This window comes from Rufibacter tibetensis, from assembly GCF_001310085.1.
Taxonomy (GTDB): Bacteria; Bacteroidota; Bacteroidia; order Cytophagales; family Hymenobacteraceae; genus Nibribacter; species Nibribacter tibetensis.
The window spans coordinates 210267-236945 of the sequence record NZ_CP012643.1; the positions used below are offsets into that span (position 1 = coordinate 210267).

At 43.2% G+C, this 26679-nt stretch carries 16 protein-coding genes; 6 read left to right on the forward strand and 10 right to left on the reverse strand.

Annotated features, from left to right (window positions below):
* Positions 1 to 65 precede the first annotated feature (65 nt).
* On the forward strand, positions 66 to 1142 hold the full coding sequence (locus tag DC20_RS00825; protein WP_062542093.1) for a zinc-binding metallopeptidase family protein: 1077 nt from the start codon (positions 66 to 68) through the stop codon (positions 1140 to 1142).
* Positions 1143 to 1775: 633 nt separating this feature from the next.
* Here DC20_RS00825 and DC20_RS00830 read toward each other — a convergent pair.
* The 3 genes from DC20_RS00830 to DC20_RS00840 all read right to left on the reverse strand — a co-directional run bounded on the left by DC20_RS00830 (position 1776) and on the right by DC20_RS00840 (position 5865).
* Positions 1776 to 2882, reverse strand: a complete 1107-nt coding sequence (locus DC20_RS00830; RefSeq protein ID WP_083470198.1) for an SGNH/GDSL hydrolase family protein — start codon at positions 2880 to 2882, stop codon at positions 1776 to 1778.
* A 155-nt stretch (positions 2883 to 3037) separates the two neighbouring features.
* Positions 3038 to 4207, reverse strand: a complete 1170-nt coding sequence (locus DC20_RS00835) for a hypothetical protein (protein WP_157592999.1) — start codon at positions 4205 to 4207, stop codon at positions 3038 to 3040.
* Positions 4208 to 4680: 473 nt separating this feature from the next.
* Positions 4681 to 5865, reverse strand: a complete 1185-nt coding sequence (locus DC20_RS00840; RefSeq protein ID WP_157593000.1) for a hypothetical protein — start codon at positions 5863 to 5865, stop codon at positions 4681 to 4683.
* A 527-nt stretch (positions 5866 to 6392) separates the two neighbouring features.
* On the opposite strand from DC20_RS00840, the gene hrpB reads away from it, so the two are divergent.
* The 3 genes from hrpB to DC20_RS00855 all read left to right on the forward strand — a co-directional run bounded on the left by hrpB (position 6393) and on the right by DC20_RS00855 (position 10827).
* Complete coding sequence (gene hrpB, locus DC20_RS00845; RefSeq protein ID WP_062542097.1) at positions 6393 to 8831, forward strand: ATP-dependent helicase HrpB; 2439 nt, start codon at positions 6393 to 6395, stop codon at positions 8829 to 8831.
* A 242-nt stretch (positions 8832 to 9073) separates the two neighbouring features.
* Complete coding sequence (locus DC20_RS00850) at positions 9074 to 10192, forward strand: acyloxyacyl hydrolase (RefSeq protein WP_062542098.1); 1119 nt, start codon at positions 9074 to 9076, stop codon at positions 10190 to 10192.
* Positions 10193 to 10392: 200 nt separating this feature from the next.
* On the forward strand, positions 10393 to 10827 hold the full coding sequence (locus DC20_RS00855; protein WP_062542099.1) for a hypothetical protein: 435 nt from the start codon (positions 10393 to 10395) through the stop codon (positions 10825 to 10827).
* A gap of 176 nt (positions 10828 to 11003) precedes the next feature.
* Here DC20_RS00855 and DC20_RS00860 read toward each other — a convergent pair whose 3' ends face one another.
* Together DC20_RS00860 and DC20_RS00865 are read right to left on the reverse strand one after the other, a co-directional pair.
* Complete coding sequence (locus tag DC20_RS00860) at positions 11004 to 12356, reverse strand: vanadium-dependent haloperoxidase (protein ID WP_062542100.1); 1353 nt, start codon at positions 12354 to 12356, stop codon at positions 11004 to 11006.
* Positions 12356 to 15709 carry a VCBS repeat-containing protein gene (locus DC20_RS00865; protein WP_062542101.1) on the reverse strand — a complete coding sequence of 1118 codons (3354 nt, stop codon included), beginning with the start codon at positions 15707 to 15709 and terminating at the stop codon, positions 12356 to 12358. The genes DC20_RS00860 and DC20_RS00865 overlap by 1 nt, the downstream gene beginning before the upstream one ends.
* Before the next feature lie 474 nt (positions 15710 to 16183).
* On the opposite strand from DC20_RS00865, the gene DC20_RS00870 reads away from it, so the two are divergent.
* Positions 16184 to 16567 carry a hypothetical protein gene (locus DC20_RS00870; protein ID WP_062542102.1) on the forward strand — a complete coding sequence of 128 codons (384 nt, stop codon included), beginning with the start codon at positions 16184 to 16186 and terminating at the stop codon, positions 16565 to 16567.
* A gap of 385 nt (positions 16568 to 16952) precedes the next feature.
* Positions 16953 to 18233, forward strand: a complete 1281-nt coding sequence (locus DC20_RS00875; RefSeq protein WP_062542103.1) for an O-antigen ligase family protein — start codon at positions 16953 to 16955, stop codon at positions 18231 to 18233.
* Positions 18234 to 18283: 50 nt separating this feature from the next.
* Here the strand turns inward: DC20_RS00875 and DC20_RS00880 are convergent, their stop codons facing one another.
* Genes DC20_RS00880 through DC20_RS00900 form a run of 5 tightly spaced genes read right to left on the reverse strand, consistent with a single transcriptional unit; the run spans position 18284 to position 26678 of the window.
* Positions 18284 to 19018 carry an ABC transporter ATP-binding protein gene (locus DC20_RS00880; RefSeq protein ID WP_062542104.1) on the reverse strand — a complete coding sequence of 245 codons (735 nt, stop codon included), beginning with the start codon at positions 19016 to 19018 and terminating at the stop codon, positions 18284 to 18286.
* Between the two features lie 6 nt (positions 19019 to 19024).
* Complete coding sequence (locus DC20_RS00885) at positions 19025 to 19819, reverse strand: ABC transporter permease (RefSeq protein WP_157593001.1); 795 nt, start codon at positions 19817 to 19819, stop codon at positions 19025 to 19027.
* A gap of 5 nt (positions 19820 to 19824) precedes the next feature.
* Positions 19825 to 21993: a glycosyltransferase gene (locus DC20_RS00890; RefSeq protein WP_062542106.1), complete on the reverse strand. Its 2169-nt coding sequence runs from the start codon at positions 21991 to 21993 to the stop codon at positions 19825 to 19827.
* Between the two features lies 1 nt (position 21994).
* Entirely contained in the window at positions 21995 to 24118 is a 2124-nt protein-coding gene (locus DC20_RS00895; protein WP_062542107.1) for a glycosyltransferase, read from the reverse strand.
* A gap of 31 nt (positions 24119 to 24149) precedes the next feature.
* Positions 24150 to 26678, reverse strand: a complete 2529-nt coding sequence (locus tag DC20_RS00900) for a glycosyltransferase (RefSeq protein ID WP_062542108.1) — start codon at positions 26676 to 26678, stop codon at positions 24150 to 24152.
* Position 26679: the final 1 nt, after the last annotated feature.

Below are 26679 nucleotides of genomic sequence, written 5' to 3' on the forward strand. Positions count from 1 at the left end.
AGACATAGAGTACACAGTAAAAATAATTAGCCTTAAAGCTTGCCTTAAGTAAACCGATATTTAGAATGAGAACATTTCACTGCAGTTGCGGCAATAAACTTTTTTTTGAGAATTCGTTCTGTGTTTCCTGCAACAGAGAAGTTGGCTGGTGCCCGGTGTGCAAAGGCATACATGCCATGGAACTGGATGGGAAAGGCGGCTACATCTGCACCAATCAGGAGTGCCGTTCCCACGTGGTGAAATGCTACAACTATTCTACTTACAACGTGTGCAACCGCATGGTAGAAACCCCGGCAGGCCAAAACCCCAACTTTCAACAGTTATGCAACTATTGCCAGCTCACTGAAACCATTCCTGATTTGTCTGTAGAGGGAAACGCCCAGAAGTGGTACGACCTGGAAGTAGCCAAACGCCGCCTGCTTTACCTATTAGATGAGCTAGGCCTGCCCTACGGTTCCAAGGCCTCTAACTTTGAACTTCCCCTCTCCTTTGACTTCAAAGAAGACGTAGAAGCTTCTCCTGTTCTAGGTTGGATAGGGTTGGAAAAAGGCGAAAAAGTATTCACCGGCCACGCCGATGGCAAAATCACCATCAACTTAAGCGAGGCCGACCCGGTAGAAAGAGAAAAACTGCGCGTGTCATTTGGAGAGACGCACCGCACGCTGATCGGGCACTTCCGCCATGAGATAGGCCACTACTACTGGCAACTGTTAATTCAGGACAAAGATGAGGAAGCATACAAAGCTGTCTTCGGGGACCACGAAAATCCCACCTATTCTGAGGCCATGGACCATTATTACAAAAACGGGCCTAAACCTTACTGGCGGAACAGCTACATCAGCGCCTACGCCACCATGCACTCCTGGGAAGACTTCGCCGAAACCTGGGGTACCTACCTGGACATGATGGCCGTCCTGGACACCGCTGACAACCAGGACCTTTTAGATCTACCCAGTGAAAACCTGGTAGATCCCCAATTGGAAGAAATGCTCCTCCGGTACGCTGATTTGAGTTTAAAGGTAAACGAGGTAAACCGTTCCCTGGGCCTCCCAGACCTGCTTCCTGAAACCTTCTCGGCCCCTGTGGTAGAAAAGCTCACCTACATCCACCGGCTCATCCAACGGAACCGGAAAAAGGAATAAGCTTTTTTGGTTCTTCCTCAATGCTATTGTTTGGATTAGAAGAATCCGTTTATGGTCTGTTTTTCACTTAACAGTTCATAAACGGATTCTTCTTTTCCTTTCTAATGCCGCAAGTTTGAAACTTGTGGCTTCCAGGTGGCCAGTTTGCAACTGGCGCCAGTTGCAAACTGGCTATAACTACTACTCCAAGTTACCGTTTTACTCAAACTTGAAGTATGCCCCCTGTAAACAATAGGTACCTGGAACCATTCATCAGTTATACAGGTAACCCACCCGCTGGCGCGAGCGTCCCGCTCGTGTCCGCACGCATTTCTGATACGGTTTACTTTTGGCTTTTTTAGGTAAGCAGCTTATCTTAAAGAGGGCCTCAAACAAAAATATCATCTAGAAAAGATCTTGTGGGCGAACTTAAAAATCATGAAAGAAAGGACATTACCGCCTCCTCCCTAGATCCTTTCAGGATAACAAGAGTACGTTAATATATCCTTTCTCAGCAACGTGTTTCTCTGGAATGCGTGCGGACACGAGCCGGAGGCTCGCGCCAGCGGGTAAAATCTAAGAAGCCGCTTTAGCTTTGTTTTCTTCAAAACAGGCCAAAAGCGGCTTCTTGGATAGATAAAAGAATACTTCCTTCTACAACAGGCTCTTGAAGAAAGGCTCCAACTCTGCTGCCATGACGCCATGCTCGGCCACACTGGGGTGCCCGGTGCAACCGCTGGCCTGCATGGGTTTGAAGAAGTGCAGGGCTACTGGTTTGGCTGAAGGATAGGCCGTATCGATTTGTTTTTTTACCGCAGTTAGGCAGTTTTCCAGCGTCTGCTTTCTGGGACCGTTCATCATGGAACTGCTCATTAAAGCGATCTGGGCTTTGGGGTATTTAGATTTCACGTCTTTTACGAAGCCAACATACGCGTTTACAAAGCGGGCACTGTCGAAGGGCAGCCTTGGTGTTTTTCCATCCCCATCACTGAAGTCGTTTGTTCCCAGGGCAATGCTCACAATTGCTGGGGTGAATTTGGCAAAGTCCCAACGTTGGGTTGTTTTCCCCTGCAAATCTATTTTCTCATAGACTTCAGGTAAAGTGGGACCGTTATTGTTCCAGTTTCGATAAGCCCCGTAGCCACTTACACTGCTCAGGATGAAGTTGGCTTTCACGGCTCTGGCTACTCTGGGCCCATACGCTTGGTACGCATTGTGCTGGTCGTGGTATTCGCCGGTGCCGCACGGGACCTCAGACGGATCTGCCGCTGCTCCACAGGTAATGCTATTCCCGATAAACTCAATCAATGGCGCATTAGGTCGTATGAGAGGCTTTACGTTGGCTCCAACCACTTTCTGAATCACCAACGGACCTGTATGGGCCTCAGTGGTTTTGTACACCCAAACGGTGTGCTTGCCCGCTGAGGGCGCGGTAATCACCACCGTGTCATTCAACCCAGAGATTCTTACCCTTTTTTGGTATTCCCCATCTAATTCATATTGAAAATAACTGTGTGCCCCCGCATAAGAAGCAGATGCCACTACCTTTGCCTCTCTTCCTTCAAAGCTGAATCCCACATGGGCAGCAGACGTGATCAGCTCCAGGTTTTGCGCGTTGTTCACCTGGTATCTTCCCACTGGTTGCAAAGCTGATGCGGGCAATTCTTGCTGCACTAAATCTTCTGAGTTACTTTTTAGTGAAGTACAACCTGCGTAAAGAAGACAACTTACGGCAGCAAGGAACGTCAATCTGAGTTTCATAGAGGTGATGAATACGTAAAGTCTCTACAAGAATAAAGATATTCCCTTTTCTTTCTAAACATTACAGGGGAAAAGTCAAGAGTTCATTAAAAAAGCCACTGCAGGATTGCAGCGGCTTTTTTAATGAACAAACTATACTTATTGCATCACTGACATCAATCGCAATGGCCTGGACCTATTTTACCCTCATTGTATCTGGCCAAGACATCAGCCCATTGGGTCAATTGGTTTTTGGTGAAACGCCCACTGTATGGCGACGCCATGTTTGCAGTCCTAAAATAAGTTGTAGCAGCATTGAGAACAGCGTCAACTTCAGGTGTGGTAGAAGCTCCATTCTCAACATTCAATATGGCAGCAATATACTGGTGAGCCAAGACGAGATAGGCATTTCCTCCCTTAGGTGCTGTGTTCAGAATTTGCAGGTAAGATATGCCACTATTGAAGAAGTTTATATTGAGATAGTCATTCCAAGCATCATCGTACTTTTTACTTCTAGGATCTGCATGGTTTTTCCAGTAGCCTTGGGTATAGGTACAACCAGATTCTCTACGCTCCTCACAGAAGGCAATATTGTCAACGGCACCCGAGCCAGATATCGGATCAGTTCCAGGGCCAAGATAAACCTCTATTCTTACTACTCCAGATGTATTTCCTAATTGCACAACCTCTTTACTATTGTCTCCGAGTGCTTTGAAAGTAAAGGTATTTAGAACACCACCTAAACCATAAAGAACCACTTTTCCTAAGCCTTCATACGAGTCAACGTCAATTACCGTAATTGAGGACATAGTTACAGAGCCATAGTTATAGAAATCAAATGCCATCTTTCCCCCATCATTATAATCGTAAGCCTGAGAAGGATCAGTAGTCCTATTGATGATCATCATGTTTCTCATTGCTTGATCATTAGTGACTCCACCCCCATCAGTACTAATCCCTCCACCACCATACATTGAGTTAGGAGTAAGTAGGTCATCTATCTGATGATCATCGGGTATTGGAGTAGCCTGACTAGAATTAAAGATATTAGCTACGTTCACTGAGCTATAATCATTAGGTCCAGTTCCTGTTCTCTGAAAGGCTTGTACACCCACAGTGGTAGATGATTGGTTTACCCTCACCCCTGTCACAAAACCATCACCATTTCTAATTATCGCATCTCTATCAAAGGTTATAGTTTGGCAGGGACCTGTTGTTGTTCCACTATTTTTACTAACAGTTCCTTGTAACTCTGGTTGCACCAGTTCTTCTTCCTCTGGATCACATCCAAAGAACACAGTAGCCGCAGCAAGTAACATGCTGAATTTCAATAAGTTTGTTTTCATAATAGCTTACTGTTTAGGTTAAGGAATAAATTAAAATTTTATCAATGAATATACCATCTGATAATGTTGTATGGAAATATTTTAACATTTAATATAATTAAATACCTATTAGTAGGTAATCTCCCGGTACTTGGAATGGTATAGATTTAAAGAGCTGTTCTACATCACAGCCAAACCATACCCATTTTCTTATTGGTAAAAATGCGGCAAAGCAACACAAGTCTGCAAGCTGTTTAAAGTAGTCTAGACAAGGAAAGCGATTCTACTTGTGAATAGAAGGGAAGCCAAAGTTATAGGCGAGGGAAAGTCAAATAAGGTAGCCTGAGGATACCATCCTACATTTATAAGAGTAGGATGATCATTTCTGCTGCTACTGCTGTGGTTCTAAGTTCTTTTTAGAAACAGAGAGGCCGTTGCAGGTTTCCTCTGCAACGGCCTCTCTGTTTATTTATGAAGTTTGTGGAGGATCGGCATTAGTCACAGTGACCAGGACCAATTAATCCATTGTTATACCTATCCAAAGTTTCAGCCAATTGGGTTAACTGGTTTTTAGTAGCGGTTGTATATGGCGAGTTGATCGTGTTAAGGAAAGCTCCACCTCCTGCAGGCATAGCTGAGAAATACGCAAGGGCAGCGGCAAGCGCAGCATCTACCTGAGGTGTGGTAGAGGCACCTTTTTTAACGTTCAAGGTAGCGGCAATGTATTGGTGCGCCAATTGCACATAGGCATTGCCTCCTTTAGGTGCTGTGTTCATCAGGTTAAGGTAGGTCATGCCACTACCAAAGAAAGTTGTACCAGGCAACTCACCCCAGGTAGCATCAGCTTTCTTGCCGGTAGCATGGTTTTTCCAGTAGCCTTGGGTGTACGTACAACCCATCATCCTGCTTTCACGCATGAACTCAATATCGTCTATAGCGCCAGATCCACTAAGGCTTCCGTTAGGGGAGATACCTGCTGGTCCCATCACAATCTCCATTCTGGCCACTCCTTTGGTGCCACCCAGGTTCACTACTTGTTTTCCATTGTCTCCGCTTACCTGCATCATCACTTCTTTCAACACATTGGAAGAAGGACCATACAACACCACTTTAGAACCGGCTTCATAGCTGTCTATGTCCATGACAGTGACCGAGTTCATGGTCACGGTACCCAATGCTGAAAAATCAAACATCATTTTACCGCCACTATTATAGTCATATGCTGGTACAGCAGCATCACCCCGGTTGATGATCATCATGTTTCCTAAGGCAGTATTGTTTACAAAGGCTCCTGCTGCGCCTCCATCCCCTACACCACCACCGCCAAAGTTCTGGTGCGGCGTAAGAATGTCTATCACCTGATTTCCGATGGAGGTAGGTTGTCTGGAGTCAAAGATGTTTGCGACATTGGCTGTTCCATAGGTATTTGGCATCGTTCTTCTCACCGCACTCACCATGATTGGTCCTGAAGCCTTGTCACTCATTACCGTGCTTATAAAACCATTTGATCCTCTGGTATACGTATCAAAGGTAATTTTCTCTGCGCCAGCCATCATGGCAGATTTGCTGGCAACTCCTGATCCGCTGTTTGAAAGCAGATCCTCTTCTTCTGAACTACAGCCAAAGGCCATGGCAGCTACTGCTACGAACATAGTTGTCTTGAATAGGTGTTTTTTCATAGTGTTATTTTTTATTGGTTAAAAGGATAGATGAAGTGATAAAGAGATGCCTTTATCCTCACTTTCTTACGGCCGCAAAACCAAAAAGTATAAAAATATAATTAATAACTATGATGATATTATATTCGTAATCAATCATTTACCTCTTTTGCAATAAAAAATTGTATAAATTCTACAAATACCTTAACTTAATTTCATTCTTCTTAAGGGTACCTGCTCCTCTTTAGGAGAATAGCAATATTCTTATCTATCCTATTGCAAGTGCCTGATAAGGCAGGAAAAAATAGGCTGCGTACGTGACAGGTCCAGTTCTGCTGCTCTTAGGTAAGATTTAATGTAGGAAAGCTACTTAATGATGGAAGGTTAAGAGCAGGAGATGTCCTTAAAAAGTCCCTTGTACAATGCAACGCTTCCCTTCGGAATACTCCATTCATCGTTCCTTCCCCTTTCGCATAACTTTGCGTAATTTTGCAGGCAGGAACAGCAGCGTTTCCGTACCTATGCATTTCCACTAACTCCACTTCCTTTTGCCTTTCAATCCATTTACCATAGACTTACCCGTTCGGGAGATCATCCCTGCTGTGCGGGAGCACCTAATTGCCCAAAACACCCTCATTGTCAATGCGCCTCCTGGTGCGGGTAAAAGTACCTTACTACCCCTAGCCCTTTTAGATGAAGAATGGCTGAAGGGGCAGAAAATCATCATGCTGGAACCTCGTAGGCTGGCGGCACGCACCATTGCCGAACGGCTGGCGCAGCTGCTGGGTGAGGAGGTGGGCCAAACGGTGGGCTACCGCATCAGGTTTGAGAACCGCATCTCAGAAAAGACCCGTTTGGAAGTTGTTACTGAGGGCATTCTTACCCGCATGTTGCACTCAGACAATGCCCTTAACGGGGTAGGGCTGGTTATTTTTGACGAGTTCCATGAGCGCAGCATCCACGCCGATGTGGCTATGGCCCTCAGCCGCGAGGCCCAGGATACCCAGCGTACCGACCTGCGCATCCTGGTCATGAGCGCCACCCTGAACATGCCCCAACTCACGCGCCTGCTCAACGCGCCCGCCGTGACAAGCGAGGGCCGTCAATACCCCATAGACGTACAGTACTCCGGCGAAACCGATGCCCAACTACTCCATGAGATGACGGACCGGGCCGTGCGTAAAGCCCTGCAGGAAAAGAAAGGCGATGTGTTGGTGTTTCTACCCGGTGAGCAGGACATTAGAAAGGTAGAAGCTCTGCTCAGAAGAGGATTGCGTGACATTGCCATCCATCCGCTGTATGGCATGTTGCCCCCCGGCAAGCAATACGCCGCCATTATGCCCGACCGCAACGGCAAGCGTAAAGTGGTGCTGGCTACTTCCATCGCCGAGACCAGTTTGACCATTGAGGGCGTGACAGTAGTGGTAGACACCGGCTTTGCTAAAACCCAGCGTTTTGACCCCGGCACCGGTCTAAGCCGCCTGGAAACCATGCGCATCTCTAAAGATGCCGCTGATCAACGTGCCGGTCGGGCAGGAAGGCTAGGACCCGGCACCTGTTACCGTCTCTGGACCGAAACTCTGCACGCCCGCATGGCTCCGCACCGCACTCCTGAAATTCAGGAAGCGGATCTGGCCCCGCTGGTGCTGGACATGGCCGCCTGGGGTGTGTCTGACATCAGGTCCCTCACCTGGCTCACCCCACCTCCCAAAGCCGCGCTGCTGCACGCCCAGGAAACTCTGCACCAGCTTAATGCCCTGGAGAACGGTCGCATAACGGAGCACGGGCGTAAGATGCATGCTCTGCCCACGCACCCACGTCTGGCCCACATGCTACTGGCCGCCCAGGAATCTGGTCAACTAGCTCTAGCCACCGACATAGCCGCTCTGCTGGAAGAGCGCGACCCACTGCCCCGCGAGGCCGGTATTGACCTGAACCTGCGCATAGAGGCGCTCAGAAGAACCCGCAAAGAACAGCTGCACCAGAAGCGTTTCTCCAAGATTGACAAGATTGCCGTCTCGTACCGCCGGATGTTTAAGATTGAGGCCGAGAACACCACAGTAGACCCGTATGAGACCGGCGTGCTGCTGGCCAACTGTTACCCTGAGCGTATTGCGTACGCCCGTCCTGGCAACAACGCCCAATTCCAGCTCGCCAATGGCAAATACGCTTCAGCCGGTCACCGCGACGACCTGGCGCATGACCCATGGCTAGCTATTGCGCACCTGCACGCCGGCGGAGAAGGTGTGGGCCGCATCTTCCTCGCCTCGCCGCTCAACCCCAGAGACCTGGCTCCGCTGGTGAAGCAGAAAGACGTGGTTACCTGGGACCCTGAGGAAGGCGAACTCACCGCCTCCCGCGACATGCGCATTGGCTCTATCGTGCTCCAGAGCAAGCCCCTGCCTGAACCCGATGAACGATTCCTAATTCCCGCTATTTGTGATACCATAAAACGAGAGGGTGAGCAATGGCTCAACTTCTCAGAAGAAGTAAAGCAGTTTCAGAACCGCGTGCTCTGTTTAAGGAAATGGCACCCCTCCGAAGGCTTTCCAGATCTCAGTACTCCTTCCCTGCTCATGACCTGCCATGAGTGGCTGGCGTACCACCTGGAAGACGTCCAGATTGGTCAGGACCTGTTTGACATTGACTTGCTGCCCCTTCTGCAAAACATGCTGAACCGAGAGCAAAAGCAACGCTTAGAAGAACTGGCTCCTGCTACGTTGAGGTTACCAGATGGGCATGAGATGGAGCTATTTTACCCAGACAACGGCCAAGCCCCTGTCATGGAGATACGCTTGCAAGATGTGTTTACCTGGGAGAATAACCCCACCGTAGACGCCGGTGATGTGGGCGTAGTCCTGCACCTGCTAACCCCAGATTTAAAGCCTTTGAAAGTGGTAAACAGCCTGCATTACTTCTGGCAGGAAGAGTACCGTTTAATGAGAGGCTCCTTGACAAAGCGGTTCCCGAATGTGAACTGGAGATAATAAAAGAAGAGGCCCTCACAGGATTTGACAACCTGTGAGGGCCTCTTCTTTTTATGTTTTAGTTGTATTTTGCGGAAAACAGTTCTAGAAAGGAAACTTCCTTTTTAGAACTGAATACAAAAGTTTGTCTTTCATGATGATTCAAGGCAAAATAGCGGCGGCCTTCAAACTATTTTTTAATTTGCCTTCTCAATTCATCCTGCTTACCCGAAGACGTGCTGTTGTCTGAAGTTTCATTTATTATGCCCCGTTCTTTTAGAGCCTTCTTTCTCTTTTTGCTGCTCTCTTTCTCCCTGCCTACTTTCTCCCAAGACCAGCAGAGTACTTCAGATTTGAAGGGATCCTGGTCGTATGGTGTGAACGGGTACTATGGAGCTTATTTCCGCTACCGGTCGGGGCTTTCCCTGCTTAATTACTCTAATCTTCACGGGGTTGAGCTGTACGCCAATAAGCAAACCACGGGCAAAAGATTCTGGGAGCGGAAATACAAACTACCTTTTATTGGGTTTGCACTCTCCTATTTCAATTACATGGTTCCTGATGAATTGGGAGAATCGGTGACGGTTACCTCTTACCTTGACGGGCCCATCACTAAAATTGGAAAGGGCAGTTTACGCTATAACCTTGGTACAGGGTTGGTGTATACTACGCATCATTATAACTCCACCTCCAACGAAAACAACAAAGCCATTGGCAGCCCCATCACCTTCTCACTAAGGGGTAACTTAAGGTATGAGTACCCATTAAGTGACCGGCTGTTTCTGAATGCCATTTTCGCTTTCCGTCACTTCTCTAACGGCAGCCTTAACCAATCTAACAATGGCATGAACATGCCTCTGCTGGGCCTAGGCGTCCGCTACCAGCCTAAAGCTTTAGCGAAGGTCATCACAGACCAGGATTCCACTGCCCCGGAGATTGATAAGCGGCTGCGCATGAACATCAGGATTGCAGCCGGGGTAAAGGAGGTGCTACGAGATGACTTTAAACACCCGGTGTACATGATGTCTGCTTATGCCAGCAAACAAGTCACCCACACCAATTCCTTTATGCTGGGAGTTGATGCCATCCATGACACTGCCATTGGAGAAGAGTACCTGAACCAGGGCACTAATTACCCGGAGGGGTACTTGGACAAGCGTTCAGCGGGCGTATTTATAGGACATGAATTACACCTAAGCAAGCTATCTATGGTTTTTCATTTTGGCCGGTACATGTACCAACCGCATGGTTTGTTTCCAGACTTTTACCAACGGTACGGATTGAAATACATGATTTTCAAAAACCTGTCTGCCAGCGCCCTGCTCATGGCGCATGATGGTCATGCTAACGTGATTGAATGGGGTCTTGGCTTTCACTTGTAGTTCCTGCTACAAACAGAATATCAGTCGCAGCTTTTGATTGTAATCCCTTTTATTTAGAAGCTATTTTCTTTAAAAGAGGCTTAAATCAAACAACATTTCTTGGGCTTCCTCTACTGAAGTATTTCTCATTTGCACCCAAACGCATACTGCAGGAAAGAAGGTAGTGCCTATATTTACGCCTGCAACCAATTTTTGTAAAGATGTATACAGGACTACAGCATGCGCACTCTTACCTTGCCTATCTGGTACTACTGGGAGTAGCGATCTCGTTGATTACAGCCTTGGCCGGACTTTTTGGAGGGGGAACCTTCACTGACAAAAACCGGAAGCTGGGTTTATTAGGATTAATTCCTACGCATTTGCAGTGGGTGATTGGGTTGATTTTGTACTTTGTGTCACCTTTGGGACTGTCCAACGCTTCTGGTGCGGCCATGAAAGACGCTACCTCCCGCTTATACTTCCTGGAGCACCCTTTAATGATGGTGCTTGCCGTTATCTTAATTACCATCGGTTACTCTAAAGCGAAACGTCAGGTAGGCACTAACCGGGGCTTCAAAACCATAGCTATCTTCTACGGATTAGGCTTAATCCTTATCCTGAGCCGCATTCCCTGGAATGCCTGGCCGGGTAACTAAGTTCAGTACCCTATTAAAACAAAAGAGCCGCTCTTACATAGTAGGAGCGGCTCTTTTGCTTATGTGTTACAGGTGCGTTTTAGGTAAAATGGCTCAGAAACAGAAAATTGTAGCACAAGATGAATTGCTCCTCAGTCGAATAATCCACTCTTCTGTTTCAGCCTGCCTTGTTCCTTCTATTTCTGTTGAAGAGCAGCCAGCGTTTGGGACTTACGTTCTACTTTATGCAACACCCACTCCCCTACTTGTAAGCCTTGTTTCCGGCCGTTTTCTATGGCATCCATAAAGTGAATTCCCCCGTAAAACCGGGAAATGCCTGCCTCTATAGCGGCATCCTGAAAGGAGTTGAACTCCCGGGCCGGCAAACCAAAACGTTCTTCTATGGTGTCTTTGTACTTAAACTGGTCACCGAAATAGTGGGTCAGTATAACAGCTGAGGCCGCTGAAATGGTGGAGTGGCCACTCAGATATTCAGGGAAAGGCGGCGTTTGGATCAATGGTTTGTACGCAGGATCAATGTATTTGCGAATGGCCGTTTCAGGACGGATGCGGTTGCTGCGAAACTTTTCATCCCAGCAGGAAATAAACCCATCCATGAGTGAAATAGACACCAACGTGTGCACCTTCATAGCCTTCGCAAAATCAACTTTCGCCTTCTTGCAGGCAATACCAGTGATTCCCAGCCAATGCGCGCCCGGCGATATTTTCTTTAGTCCTGCCTGTAAGTGCCCGTTGTCTTGCAAAGCGAAAGGGTTGCAATCCCAGAAGGAGGCAATGTCACTTTGTTCCTGAGTTAAGTTCTTACTTCCTTCATACGTCTTCTGCAGCATTTGAAAGAACTTCGAGTTTTTGTCTTTGGAAAAGGCAACCGGCGGTTCTGGTTTGAACTGGTTACAGGTGTCTAAAGTAAACGAACGAACGGTGTTGAAATAGGGCTCCACCGGGGCAAAATACGCGGGCGGAGTTGGATACCAGTTGCCTTCTCCTTCTATAGGAGTATAGCGCGGGTAGTTACTGATCCGGTTATACTTGTCAGCTTTGGCGTAGGCCAGTATCTGTTTACTAACTCCCTGAGCATACGCCAGAGAAGCCGTGATAACTTCTTCCGCCAATCCTTCCCGACGGCATGAATCCAGCAACTTTACTTCCATAGAATCCAGCAACACGCCTGAAGGTTGCATTTTCTTAGCCGTTTCCAACATGGCCAACACCGCACTCAGCTCTGTGGAATAACCAGTAACGTCCTGAGGTTTAGTTATGGCTGGGTACTTGTTCAGGACCTCGTGCATAGATTGGTAAGTGCTGTCATTTTGCGAGATCACCTCATACCCTGCCAGCGTAGCATAGGAGAAAAAACGGGAGGCCAACGGCGGATTGGTCACATCATTCACCATGATGTCGGTCATGCGGTTAATGACCTGACTTATTTGGTCAGAGCTAAAGTCAAGGTTTTGTTTTTTCTCCTGACCAGGACCTGCACATCCCCAGAGGGCCAGCCAGACAAGAAAAACCGATACTAACTTTCTCATTATTGTAAACTGTAAGCTTTCACGGGCATCTGGTTCACCCCAAACAACACCGTATTTTTAATTTGCAAAATGCTTCTCACATCCCCCGTCAGCCGGAAGCCTGATTTCTGCTGGGGCACGCAGGTAAAGTTTCCTTTGCCGTCGTTCTGCAATAACAAGCCATAATTTGCATCGGCTTTCCCGAACCGTAAGCGGGCCTTGTTGATATTGCCTCCCAAGAGTAAGTCCTGGGCGCCATCGCGGTTATAATCCACGGTTGCCAAGGCTAACACCGGCGAGTACTGGGCTTGTAACGGCAGCTTCATTTCTTTGAACTTTCCACCTGCCCCACCCTGAAAATAAGCAGTTTGCAAGTAATTACTAGACAAGCGGCCTGCTCCCTTAAGTTCCTCCGGGGAAAAGATGTTCGTCAGGGTAGCGTTGGCAAAGCTGCTGTAATCCTGAAAGCGGGTGCGCATCATACTCACCTGGTCCATGAGCTCATCACGCGTTAAGTACGGGTAGCTTTTGCCCTGCATGTAGAAACACAGAATGGGGTCAATGGCTCCGTTGTCATCAAAGTCTTTGTACACCAACTCAGCAGGTTCTTTTTCTGAGGCTTTGCACTGGGTGTTTAAGCCCTGGTTTCCTAAAATCAGGTCTGGACGTTTGTCCTGGTTAAAGTCTCCAATTAATATTTTGTTCCACCAGCCGCTGTAGTTCTTAGCGAAGAAGGCGGACGTGTTTTCGGTCAGTTTTCCGTTATTCAGGCTGAAAACAGTGATCGGCATCCATTCGCCCACTACTACCAATTCAACCTTGTTGTCTCCGTTCAGGTCATACCAGGCAGCATCAGTGACCATGCCTATGTTTTGTAGCTTGGAAGCCACCGCAGTGGTTTGGTCAGTGAACTGTCCTTTGCCGTTGTTGAGCAAAACATAACTTCTTGGGGTTTCCGGGTAGCGGCCCGGCACCACGCGACCGCCCACAAACAAATCCTGAAAACCATCGCCGTTGATGTCAGAGGCACGTACGCAGCTTTTGCTGGTCAGCATGGCCGGGAGTGCAGCTGTACTCTTGGTGAAATTACCTTTGCCGTCATTCAGATACAAACGGTCTTGCAGGGCGGCATCTTCTGGCAGGAAGTTGTGGTAGCCTCCGCTCACTACGTATAAGTCTAAGGCCTTGTCGTTGTTCGCGTCAAAGAACAAGGCGTCTGTGTCTTCACTGGCTTTATCTGTGGCAAATGCCGAAATTTGTTTTAAAGCGAATTTTCCGTTTTTAGCCTGTAAATAGATGGTTCCAGGCTGCCCCGCGGCACCTCCGGCAAAGATATCTTCTAGGCCATCCCCGTTTACATCGCCTTTCACCAGGCAAGGGCCCGAGAACGACATGGGATTGATCATTAGAGGCTGACGCTTGAAGTCATTCACGGTGCTTTTCTGGTGCGCAAACGTTACCGGCGATGCAGTTTCAGTGAAGTAGGTCTTACCGGCTTTTGGCGCCACGTAGGTAGAAGTAGCGTTCTTTTCCTCCAGGGTTAAGACTTGGTTTACCTTTATATTCTGCAACACCTGCTGCTTGCCTCCCAGCCACACAATTCGTAGGGAGTCTACAGTAGCGTTACCCCCTAACCCGAAATGCAGAATTGGAGACACGCTGGACTGGAAGCCGCGCGAGGTCATTTGTTCCTGGAACTGTTGCTGCCCCTTCTGGTACAAGGTAATCTTTGCCCCAAGACCATCGGTGTTTTTGCCTGCTCCTGCCAGTTTTACCTGTAGGTATTGGTGCTTCAATTGCTTCTCTGCCTGGTTCTGGTATAGAAATGCAGTTTGATTCACATTGTTTGTGACTAGATCCAGATCACCGTCATTGTCAAAATCAGCGTAGGCGGCACCGTTGCTATTAGAGGATTGGTCAAACCCCCAGCTTTTGCCCATGTTGCTGAACTGCAGATTGCCGTTATTCTTAAACATGTAATTCGTTACCATTGATGAAGGCATTTTTGACAACAGGTCCATGAGGCCTTGAGGCGTCATCCTTCCATTCATTCGCTGATAGTACGAACTTTGGAATTTGAGAAAGTCCATGTTGGTGAAATCTTTCAAATACCCGTTGCTCACGAAAAGGTCTTTCCAGCCATCATTATCATAATCTGCTAGTAAAGGCGCCCAACTCCAGTCAGTATTGGAAACGCCGCTCATCTGCCCAACCTCGCTGAAGGTACCATTGCCATTATTCACCTGCAGCATGTTGCGCATGTACTGATGGTTGAAACCTGCCCGCACAATCATGTCGAAGTACTCATAATTGTCAGGCCCGAAGAGAAGCTTTTGGCGCTTGTTGTCTTCCGGCAGCATGTCCAGGGTCATAATATCTGGCTGGCCATCGTTGTTGATGTCGCTTATGTCATTACCCATGGAGTAGATGGACGTGTGCTGGATGCTACCTTTTGTTTGGTCGCTGAAAGTGCCGTTCTGATTGTTGATAAGAAGAAGGTCTGGGGCCGAATAATCATTAGACACGTAAATATCCTGCCACCCATCTCCGTTTAGGTCCGCTATACCGGCGCCCAATCCAAACGAAAAGGAAGAATTGCCCAGTCCTGCCTTATCTGACACATCTTTAAACACTCCGTTGTTGTTCTGGTACAGCTTTGACTGCATGTTCCGGGCCGGCTTCTTCTTTATTTCCTGAATGGTGGCATCTTCCAAATTACTGAACTGAACCGGATTGTGGTTGAGCAGGAACATATCAAGGTCCTGGTCGTGGTCATAATCGAAGAAGGAAGCATGGGTACTGTAAGAGGAATCCGCGAGGCCCATTTCTTTAGCTTTATCTAAAAAACTAGGCACACCCTCTTGGTCAGGTCCCTGGTTGATAAACATCTGATTTTTTCTGGCACTTCCGGGCATATTACCAGAGTAGCACTGATAAATATCAGGGAGGCCGTCGCCGTTTACGTCGGCAATGGTGGTACCGGTTTTCCAGGTATTGAGAACACCGGCTACGCCGGCCCTATTGGTAATGTTCTCAAATTGCATTTGCCCTTTGTTCAGGTACAGCTGGTTAGGCACCATATTGCCGGAAAAATAGATATCCTGCAAACCGTCTTGGTTTAGATCACCAATGGCAATACCTCCACCATTATAAAAATATTGGTACGCCAAAATATTAGCATAAGGTGTTTCTGTGAGCGTGTTAGAGAAACCAAGGTTGGTTTTCTCAGGTGCGAGTAGGGTAAATAAGGTAGGCTGAGCGGGGGTATCGGCTTCCTGTATTGTTTCCTTTTCCGAACTTTCTTTCTGACAACCAAAAATTTCTAGTAAAACTAAGGCTGCCCCTATTAGGGAAGTACGATTTAGCAAATACATGATGGACTATTAAAAAAGCCTATAATATTACAGAATCTATTTCAATTCCTTAAGAATTGTTTTTCACCTGAAATCCAAATACCTCAAAGAAACAGCCTGGCACCCTATTCAAAAGACGATATTTGCACTCATTAGGGCAAAAATTTACTAGATCCTGAAAGCCTAACATCTTATGTAAAGCAATAGTTGCCTAAAGACAGAAGTTATAGAAAGCTTATAAATTGGTGGTGGCGCTGCTGTAGCTTCCCGCTTTTACTATGTCAATATTCAGGACTTGTAGTAGCAAAAGTTACAAGACTGATTACATCTGCGGGTATGCAGGATTACTTCCTTGATTCTGGTTTCGATGAGAATTTCTATTCTAGAAATGCCTACAATACAGAAGCATGTTGTAGTCTATAAGAATAATTCAGGGGGAGAAGGAATCTTTCAGAAAGAAAACCCGTACCTAAAACCTCATAAACCTTTAAAACTATGGAAGATAATAATCAAGAAACTAAAGCACTCTCCGACCTTATCCAAAATCCGCAGGAAATCTCCAATATCATCAACAACCCGGCAGATTCTGGGGTGAAATTTTACCAATCACTTCGCAACAAAGACAAACAGTATGTGGCTTTTGCGGCAGGTATTGGCCTCCTTGCCTATGGTTTTTTCCTGGGCAGAGGAAGCAAGAAGTCAACCACTAGTCAAATAGGTGGCGGTAAAAAAGGAAAAAATAAAGGTGGGCAATCTCAAGCAGCTAGCGCCAGCTTAGATCAAGGTACTGCTACCGGTTCAGGAGCAGGTTATGGTGGCGACTATACTAGTGGCAACCAGGGTAGCAACTACCAGGGTGGTGGTGATTTCAACCACTAAGAGTAGGAGTACCTCCAACTAAATCATTACCTTTTCAAAAGGGTGCGAGAAGTTAACTCGCACCCTTTTTGTTTGCCCTTTCATGAATTAGTTTAGATAACCTGCAAGAATCTTATTTGTAGATTTTTTAGTTAAAGGCCAATATTGACAAAATACCCAGTAAGCTGCTCCTGACTGATTACTATGGCTTCTATTCCCAGCTTTGAAAAAAACATTATTTAGGCCTTTTCTAGTACCTCTATAACCCATTTCATTGGTTACTTTTGTACAAGGTTTCCCATACAAAGCCTAAGGAGGTATGGCCTGTAATTGAAGAGGACCCTACTACCCAAACACTATTTAACATTCCCCTAGCTTATTCAGCATAGCTCTATATTTATACTAAATGCTATTCGATCTACAAGAACTTACTAAGAAAGAAAAAGGCTTTATCGCTATCGTCCTTCTCTACTTTATTACTCTTTATTTCGCTCGGCTTAGTGGAGTAAATTCAGTAATAACTGGATTGCTAGTGGTTTATAGTTTTTCCATGAGTACCCTGCAGGAGAAGAAGGAGGTTCTGAAGCAAAGACCTTATATTCTAGGCATGCTCTTGTTTTTCCTTGCTTTGGTGATCAGCACGCTTTTGTCAGAAGATATAGCGTGGGGTATGCACCATTTAAAAATTAGACTCCCCCTCTTGCTATTCCCCGCCAGCATAGGACTGCTGCAACTAAATAGAAGCCTTAAAGACAAAATCTTACTTTCTTTTGCAGTTATTACGGCGTTAGTAGCAGTGTTGTGCTTAGTTACCAGCATCTATGCTGCCACTACTGCTAATAGAACTGACTACATGTATAATGATGCGTTGACGGGTATCACCAGGCAACAGTCAGTTTATATGGCATTAGCTGTTAATTTTGCAATCTACATCTTCGCTAAGAATATCCTTTTTGGAATAGGTAAACAAAAAGGAATGATGCTCTTAGCAATAATCTTTCTTTTTGCCTTCAGTTACTTGTTAGCAAGTAGAATCATGTTTGCGCTCCTGATAGGTACCACCCTATGTTTTAGCATTTACTACATTATCCGTCACCGGAAGATATTGGAGGGTGTCACTCTTGTATTCGTCTTGTTTTTAGGAATACTAGCAATAAACAAGTTTATGCCTTCTACCTTCAATAGGTACAAAGAACTAACTTATCGTGGTTTTGATTTTGAAAGCCGAGGCAAGGAAAGTCATTACAATATGAAAGTCACACCTGACCAATGGAACGGTGCCAATTTCAGGCTAGCTGCCTGGACCTGTGGTCTGGAGGTATTCCAGAATAGCCCTCTAAAAGGGGTTGATCTTGGAGATAAAGAGGCAGCTCTTCTTGAGAAATATAAAGAGAAGAAATTTTATATAGCCATAGAAACAGACAAAAACGTTCATAGCAACTACCTGGATATTCTTTTTAGCCTAGGTATAATTGGCTTTATTATCTTTCTAGCTGGTTGGATAATTCTCCCCTTAGCTTTTGCTTATAAAAACCATAATGGATTAGCAGCCATTGTAATATTGACCTTTGCAGCTGCTTGGATAACGGAGGTTTATTTTGGAAAAAATTTCGGAACCATGCTGGTCGGTTTCTTTATTCCTTTCATCTTAATTGATGATACGAAAACGAAAAAAGTCCAACAATGATTATTGTTGGACTTTAAAAAATGTCTACCTATGGTTTGAAAGTGAAACGATCAATGATTGTCTTCCATATAGAGCTCAATAGCTTTATCTGTATTACCGTAGAAAACTAATTCACCGTGTTTCAGGAACGCTGCTCTGTTACAATATTGCCGTATTACCTCCATGCTATGGCTTACTAATATTACTGTTTTTCCTTCTATCCAAGAGCTTTCAAATACTTTAATAGCTTTTTCTTGAAACTTAACATCACCTACTGCAAAAATTTCATCTAGGAACATTATATCTGCCCCTGCCTTTACAGCAATAGAAAAAGCTAACCGGGCAACCATCCCAGAAGAGAAAAACTTGATTTTAGTATCTATAAACTCCTCTAGTTCTGCAAATTCTATAATCTCATTAAAGATGGCATCAATTTCCTTGATGCGGAGTCCTAAAACCGAACCAGAAACATAGACGTTTTCACGGGCAGTAAGTTCATGACTCATGCCTACGCCCAAATTCATTAGCATGGTAGAACCATTGATACGGATTTGACCACTATCACTGGGGTAAACCCCTGCTAAAAGTTTTACCAGAGTTGATTTTCCACACCCGTTTCTACCTAAAAGCCCTATACACTCACCTTTCATTATTTCAAAAGACATATTTTTAACCGCAGGCACATTTCTATTCCTGGTAGGGTTAAAAATATTAAAGAGCCGGTGCTTAACAGTATTATGGCTGTCTTCTGAAATATGAAAGGTCTTACTTATATTTTTAGCCTCAATGGCAAATTCTTTTTCCATGTTTTATTAAAGCTTTTCAGCAGCCCTTGCTCCAATTTTGTTTAATAAGATAAAGCCAACCAACAACAGAACCAATGCATAACCAAAATCAAAAAATAACATACCTATATCAGGCATGCTTTTCTCCATCATCACCTTTCGGGCATTGATTATTATACCAGCAATAGGGTTTATATAGGTTAAAGAAGGAAGTGCTTCTTTGAACAAGGCTAGTTTATAAAAGATTGGGGAAAGAAAAAATAGCGCAGCAGTAAACACTTGCCATATCTGAGTGATATCTTTTGCTATCACATAAATACAAGAGAGGATCAATGAAAGAGCAAGGGATAAAACAAAAAGTGTAACAAAGAGGGGCAGAATCCAAAGGTTTAACAAGCTAAGCCCTTGTATATCTGTTTCAACAAAGTTGAGGAATATAATAAACATGAACAGGTTGAAGAAAAAACCTATACTGTTGCTCAAAAGAGTAGACAAATAAATCTCCATCTTATTCATGTTACTGTACTCATAAAGGTATTTCTTAGTTTGCAGAATTTGAATTGTACCAGAAGTACTTTCTACAAAGAAATTCCATAGTATTAGCCCAATAAAAAGATAAGAGGCAAAGGCCGGAACATCAGTTTTAAGAATAGATTTAAATACAACGTAGTAAATAGCAACATCCATCAAAGGCTTTAGAAGTGCCCATAATAGCCCAAGGTTATTTTCATAATATCTTAATTTGAACTCAATCTTAGCCAACAACCATAATCGCTCAAGTTTATTTGATCCAATTAAGAAACTTGTAATCATTTTAATCATAAAATTCAATTTGACTTCACTTTACTGTAACCTGCTAAAGCTATTTTGCGCAAAAGCGGTTGCTGTTTGATTATAGAAAATAACTTTCTAAGCACTTTATCAGATTTTGAACTTCCTGAAAATAGGTGGTAATCCATAGTAGGATTTTCTACTCCAAATCCAGGGCCGTTGGCATTAAGTAAATTAGATACTTCTACCCCAAATGTACCATAGAAGCTTTTATGCTTTTCTGCTAAAATCTTGTATAGGTAGCTCTTGTTCTCATTATTGAAACCTCTAGCCATTGAGTTTTTTCGCACCCGGTAATTAAACAGAACTTCGGGCAGCACGACTCCTTTATAACCATTAGCGACCATGTTCATGACACTATCATAATCTTCCATACCATAAACAAACCCCTTGTCATTCAACCCACTGGCCAAGAAGGAGTCTTTTTTATAAACCAACCCACTTGAGTTTACCATATTGTGATAAAGCAAATAAGGAGGTTCAGGGTTGAAAGCAGGCCAAACGGAAGTTGAATTTTCAAAGTACTGCACCCAACATCCAACAAAATGAACATTGGGTTTTGATTTTAAAACATTAACTGCTTTGGAGTAATAAGCAGGATGGACAGTGTCATCAGCATCTAAAAACGCTAAATATTTGCTTGAGGCATGTAATGCACCTGCATTTCTTGCTTCAGCCAAACCTCTATTCTTCTGATTGACTACTTTTATCTGTTTATCTTTTCTTAGTTCCTGAAGAACCATAAGGCTTTCAGGAGAATCGCTTCCATCATCTAAAACTATAATTTCAATATTTTGGTAAGAAGAAGATTTTATAGAATTGATAGTTTCTTTCACTAAATGCCCCATGTTATAGTATGGTATCACCACAGATAATAGGCATTCCTGCATCTCATCAGGCTTTTCAGAAAAGTCTAAATCTACCTCAGAGCTAACTTGAGTATAAACAAAATTTTTATTCTGAAGAGCTTCAGGTTTACAGGCGTTTAGAACTTTAAGCTTTTCATTATAATATGTGGTTGGATTACAAGCTTCACCAATCTTAACGGCAGCGTTGTTACCAATTGCATCTAGTTGCTCCTTTGTTAAAGAAAAAATTTGAATAATCTTTTCTTCTAATGCGCCTGGCTTATTATGGTCAAAGAGAAATCCATTAAGACCATCTTCTATAATTTCACAATGGCCTCCTTGTTCTGATGCTAAGACGACCTTCTTTGCTTCCATACACTCAACCACCGTGTAGGGAAAGTTATCGACTGTACTAGGTACTAGTACCATCTTAGCGGCTCTTATTTCTGCTTGAACTTTTTCAGGAGGTAGCACTCCCGTCATTTCTAATAGGCCTTGTTTTATAAATTCTGAGTAGGTTTTCTTGATGTAATCACCCATCATGCATTGTTTTGCATGATAGAAGTAATTTCTGTCACCAACCAATTTCAGTTTAAACTTAAGCCCAAGCCTCCATAGATTCTTGAAAGACTGCAAGGTTTGCAAAATTCCCTTTGAGGGAGATAACTTGGCCAAGAAGACAACAGAATTTTCGGAAGGAACTTCTTCACCTGCCTTATGACTGATTTTAAAAGGATTTGGCAGCACATGAAACGTCTTATTAAATGTGTGTCTTTCCAGTAATCGGTCAATTAGGTACTGACTAGGGGATATACAAACATCTGCTGCCTGAATACAGTACTTCTCCATTTCCCCTATCCAGAAGTAGGGTAGTTTATAATTATTAATGTGATTGAATTCAAAGTAGAGAAAAGAGGGGGCGTGGCAGGTAATAAGAACTTGAAGATCCTTGAAAAGGGGATATCCAAGATGCTTTTTCTGCAGTAAAAAATAAGCAATTCCATTATATTCCTGAGCCTCAATCCATGCTGGAACCCCTTCCTTCTCTACAAATATTTTAACTATTTCAGCAAAAGAATAACTGATCATAGTTTCATACCCTAAAAAGGCAGCCGTGTTAACCAAAAAGGGTGAAAACTCAATTACTCTAATATCGTTTATCTCCTTTTCAATAAAATTAGTAATAGCTTTATTTGGGAGAAAAACAGTAATCTCATGTCCTGTTGATTTTAGAATATTGGCCCATTGGTAGCAATAGGTTCCAATTCCTCCTCCAAACTGGGGTGGATATTCAGTAGTCAATAACCAAAACTTCATTCTACTTACTTATTACTCTATGAAATTTGGTGTATATTTTTTTGAGTCTTTGGAAAGGTTTTTCATATCGGTAAATGGTTTTTACCAATCTGGATTCCACCTTTACTTTCATCTGAATATTTTCCTTTTCCAGAGCAATCATCTGATTCAAAAGATGCTCATATTCCCTGTATTGCACGGATTGACAAATTTCACCATTTCGTTTAAGATTAGAAAATGAGGAGTTCATTTGATTAACCATTAGGGCTAGTTCAAATGAGCCTTCTACTATTTTTCTTGCATTCTCACCAAGTTGATTCCTTTTATTAGGTTCCGATATCAGTTCAGCTAAGATTCTTGCATATTCTGAAGCTTCAGAATCAGGGTCTGAAGGAGAAACAAGGTACCCGCAATCTGAAGACACTAATTCTGCCTGCCCCCCTACTTTAGCACCAACTATTGGCAAACCCTTAGCCATTGCTTCAAAAATTGAAAGCGCAATGCCCTCAAATTTACTAGGTAAAAAGAATATATCAGCAGCATCCATATAGGCCAATACTTCTTCATTGGGTAAGCTACCGGTGAAAATTACTTCATTCTTTATTTTGTGCTTATGTATTAACCTAAGCATTTCATCCTTTTCAGGTCCGTCACCAAGTACCAGGCATTTAAAATCAGAATTTTTCTTTCTGAGTTTAGCCAGCGTTTCTACTAGAACATGTGGCTGTTTTTGAGCTGTAAGACGTGCTACAAATAAAATTAAAGGAACATCGGACCTAACTCCTAAAACCTGTCTTCTTTCCCGTCTGATTTTATCGTTTGGCTTGATTTGGTTTGTATCAACATTTATATAGCAGACTTCTGCTTTATGGGCTGCTCCCCCCAGTTCTATGTATAGACTTTTTAAATCATTTGAAGTTGTAAATGTCTTCGTAATGAAATCTGAATAGAATGCAGAGAAGAAAGGGTACCCTCCGTTTTTCCAACCCACATCTTCACAATGCAAATAATCAACAATGGATAGGTAAGGATGCTTCTTGCTTAAATAGGGTAGAGCATTGTAAACAAACATAGCGTTGGACAAAAACAACAACGCTGGGGCTCTGCTTTCAATTAAATAGTCAAGATAGGAAAGGTAGTTGAACTCGTCTCCCAGGTTTGCTAAGTGAAAAATATCAGAAGTAAGTTCTCTGAATTTTTCATGCCAAGGGTGTTCATCTTGCAAGGTGGTTACAACCGTTATATCCCAACCTTTTTCCTTAAGTCCATGGAGTAAATTGAAATTAAATTGGTCTATTCCCCCAATTTTTAACCAAGGTAAAACACAGAGAATCCGCTTATTTTTAGAAAGCTGAAGAAGAGGAACCTCTGTTCTGGAAGCAACTTTACCTAATGAATAGGAAGTTAGCTTAGGGGTAGGAAAATTATTAGCCAGTTTAGCAGCATACTTTACAGTTAACTGCTTTTCTATTTTTGCTAATGATTCCTGTCCAGCTAAAGTAGCCCATTTATTATTTTCTGATCGGCGGTAATAAAATAGGAACTCAGGAATTGTGAAACCCCAAAAACCTTTAGATGCAGCATTTAACCAAAAGTCCCAGTCCTCACACCCTTCCTTCAAATCTTCATCAAAAAGAACTTCATTTAAAACCTGCTTTCTAGCTAAAAAGCAGCTGGTATTGCGGTTCTCTTTAAGAAACACATCTAATTCATGAAACCCACCTCTCCAGAGATACTCTTTCGCTCCAAATCCTTTCACATAAGAATTCACAAAAGAGAACTCCTGGTTAGCACTCAAGAACAAAAAAGCTTTTTCAAGAAAAACCGGGTCAATCAAATCATCTGCATCTAAGAAAAAAAGAAAGGGAGATACAGCATTCCTGATACCAGTATTCCTGGCTGCTGGTAAACCTTTATTTACAGAATGCGTGACTAACTTTACTCGGTTATCTTTTTCAGCTAACTCCTTTAGGATTGTTCTTGTAATTGGTGCTGTAGAACCATCATCCACAAGAACCCACTCAAAATTAAAGAAAGTCTGATTGAATATACTGGTAGCAGTTTCATATAACACCCCTTCTGTATTATATACAGGGGTAATAATTGAAATCAATCTGTCCTCATCATTCCTTCCAAGAGAATCCACTCAGCTTCCTAACTAATTTTAGTAATTGATATTAAAATACCTTTGTTATTTCCCTACTCAACTCCAAACAAGTCAAATTATACGCCTTTTGAGTTATTCTGACATCCAATTCTCTTTCTGCATACTTTCTGGAGCCCACCTTCATATTTTGTAATACTCCAGGAGTATCTACTAAGCGGCAGATAGCATCTTTAAAGGCTTGTGTATCTCCGGCAGGGCAAATTATTCCGCTTAAATTAGCTTCACTTATGATCCAGGGTAAACCACCAACGTTAGAAGCAATAACCGGAACCCCCATTGCTAATGATTCTAATACAACATTGGGTCTGCCATCCATTCTGGAAGGCACAAGCATGATGTCTGACTGAGCTAAAACGGTCTTAGAGTTTGCAAATCCAACGAAGCTTACTAAACTGTCAAATACAGGATTACTCAATTTAGCTTTAATCTCCTCCCTCATTGGGCCGTCTCCGGCTAAAACGAAATGTAAATCTGATCTGAACTTACATGCTTCTGCGATATCGAGGAATATATCAGGTCCTTTTTCTTCTGATAACCTGCCCAGGTAGGAAATTATTATTTTATTATCTGGAATTTGATGATTGTTGATTGACTTGTTTCCTTCAAATTTTACCTGTTGGTATTGCTTAAGATCTACCCCGTTCTCAATTCTCTTTACCTTTTTAGGGTCCCGGAGGGCATCTTTAATTAGATAAGTCTCAACAGTTGGATTTTCTACCACTGTCATATCAATATACTTCTCGTACTTGATATTATCAATCATATGACCAACAGTGCTATAAATAGGGTTTATAACTTTTATATGAGGGAAATCTCTTTTGATATCTTCCAGCATTAAGTAACCGAAGGAAGAATTACTTATCAAAAGAACATCTATATTCCTATCCTTAATTAAAGCATAGGTCAGATTCTTCCAATGTTTCCAACAATCTGCATCGTTCCACAAGGTATTGTAGTCTTCTAAAACATAGGCATCAGGACAAATATTGTAAAACGCCTCTGAAGTATCCCCCATATTTTCTTTAGGGTGATTTGATACAATCAAAGAGGTATTTAACTTGTGTTTTTTGAATCCTTTTAAAACTTGAAGAATTGCCGTTTCAGCACCCCCTACCACCATAAAAGGAATAAATACCAGAATATTACTTTCACTTTTATTTACTGGTATTTTTTTCAAGAACTGCTCATAATCATAAGCCGTAGAGGATTTAAAAGAAATAGATGGTTGATCCGTTTTATTGCGGCTTCCTTTCTTTAAAACATCTTTCAAAGAAAAGGCAACTCCGTCGTTAGTGATACCCAAACGCTGTCTCTGCCTAAACCATAGGTTTCTAAGCTTCCAGAACTTACTTGTTTTTATAGCATTTAACTGATATTCTGCATGCTTTAACTTTTCCTGCAATTCATACAGTTCAACTGCAGCAGCTAAATTACCAGGCACATTTCCATGAGTTTGATTAGTCTCTGTATTAGAAACCTCCAGTAGGCCTTCTATTATTTCAGACTTACCTGAATTTAGCGTAAGATGTTGTTTATCTTCAATGTGATGCTCCTTTGCCAGAACATTTTCATCTGCAACCTTTAGTTCTTTATTCTTCTCTTCAATCCAACCATCTACGCTTGGTTTTAAAACATAAAGACCATGTTTTTTCTTAAAGTATTCGCCTGACTCATGAATTAGCTTTTTCGAAAATCTTACTTTCTCAGCATCAACATCAGCGTTGTTTTTTGGAGCTTGGTGGGCATGTATAAAGTCAAAAGAGCCTATGTTGCCTATTTTAATACCCTTATGAAGGAGCCTTAAAGACAATTCTGTGTCTTCGAAACCAATAAACATATTGCCGTCATAGCAACCATGCTCAAGGAAGGCATTTTTATTTATTACAGAAGCACCTCCAAATATAAAAGTGGAAAGAAAAGGTCCAATCTGAGGCAATTGATCTACTTTCAGAGGCTTGAAGGAGCTGGTTCCACTAATAAAATAGGAATCTTCATAGGGTTCTAACCAAAGGTTTCCTCCGTAAGCATCAATGTGCTTTCCGTCAGTCTGCAATAAAGGCACGTTCAGGAAGAAGACACCTAAACTTTCAATACAATCTTTTATAGCCGGCAGAGGATTCCCTATAAAATAAATATCATTATCCAAAGACAGGAACCACTCTGTTTTAACGTAAGCCATCGCTTTGTTTCGGGCTTGGGCTACTCCAAAGTTTTGGCCTAGTTTGATTAAATCTGCCTCAAAGGTAGAGATTGAATTAAGCCTTTCTTCCAATATGGATAACTGATCCTCAGCAGAACCATTATCCATTATCAAAATTTTTCCAGCGAAATCAGGAACATGCTTTTGTAAGGAATCTATAAGCCTAATGGTGAACCCTACTCTATTAAAACTTAAAATAACAATCGTTAGATTAGAGCCATCTTCTGGAAAGTGGTGAAGCGGATTTTTTAAACTACTATTATTTAAAAATTTTAAACTTTCTGAATTTGCAAAGCCATTAATAAAAATTCCATGGGTTAGCACCTGCTTACCACTCATA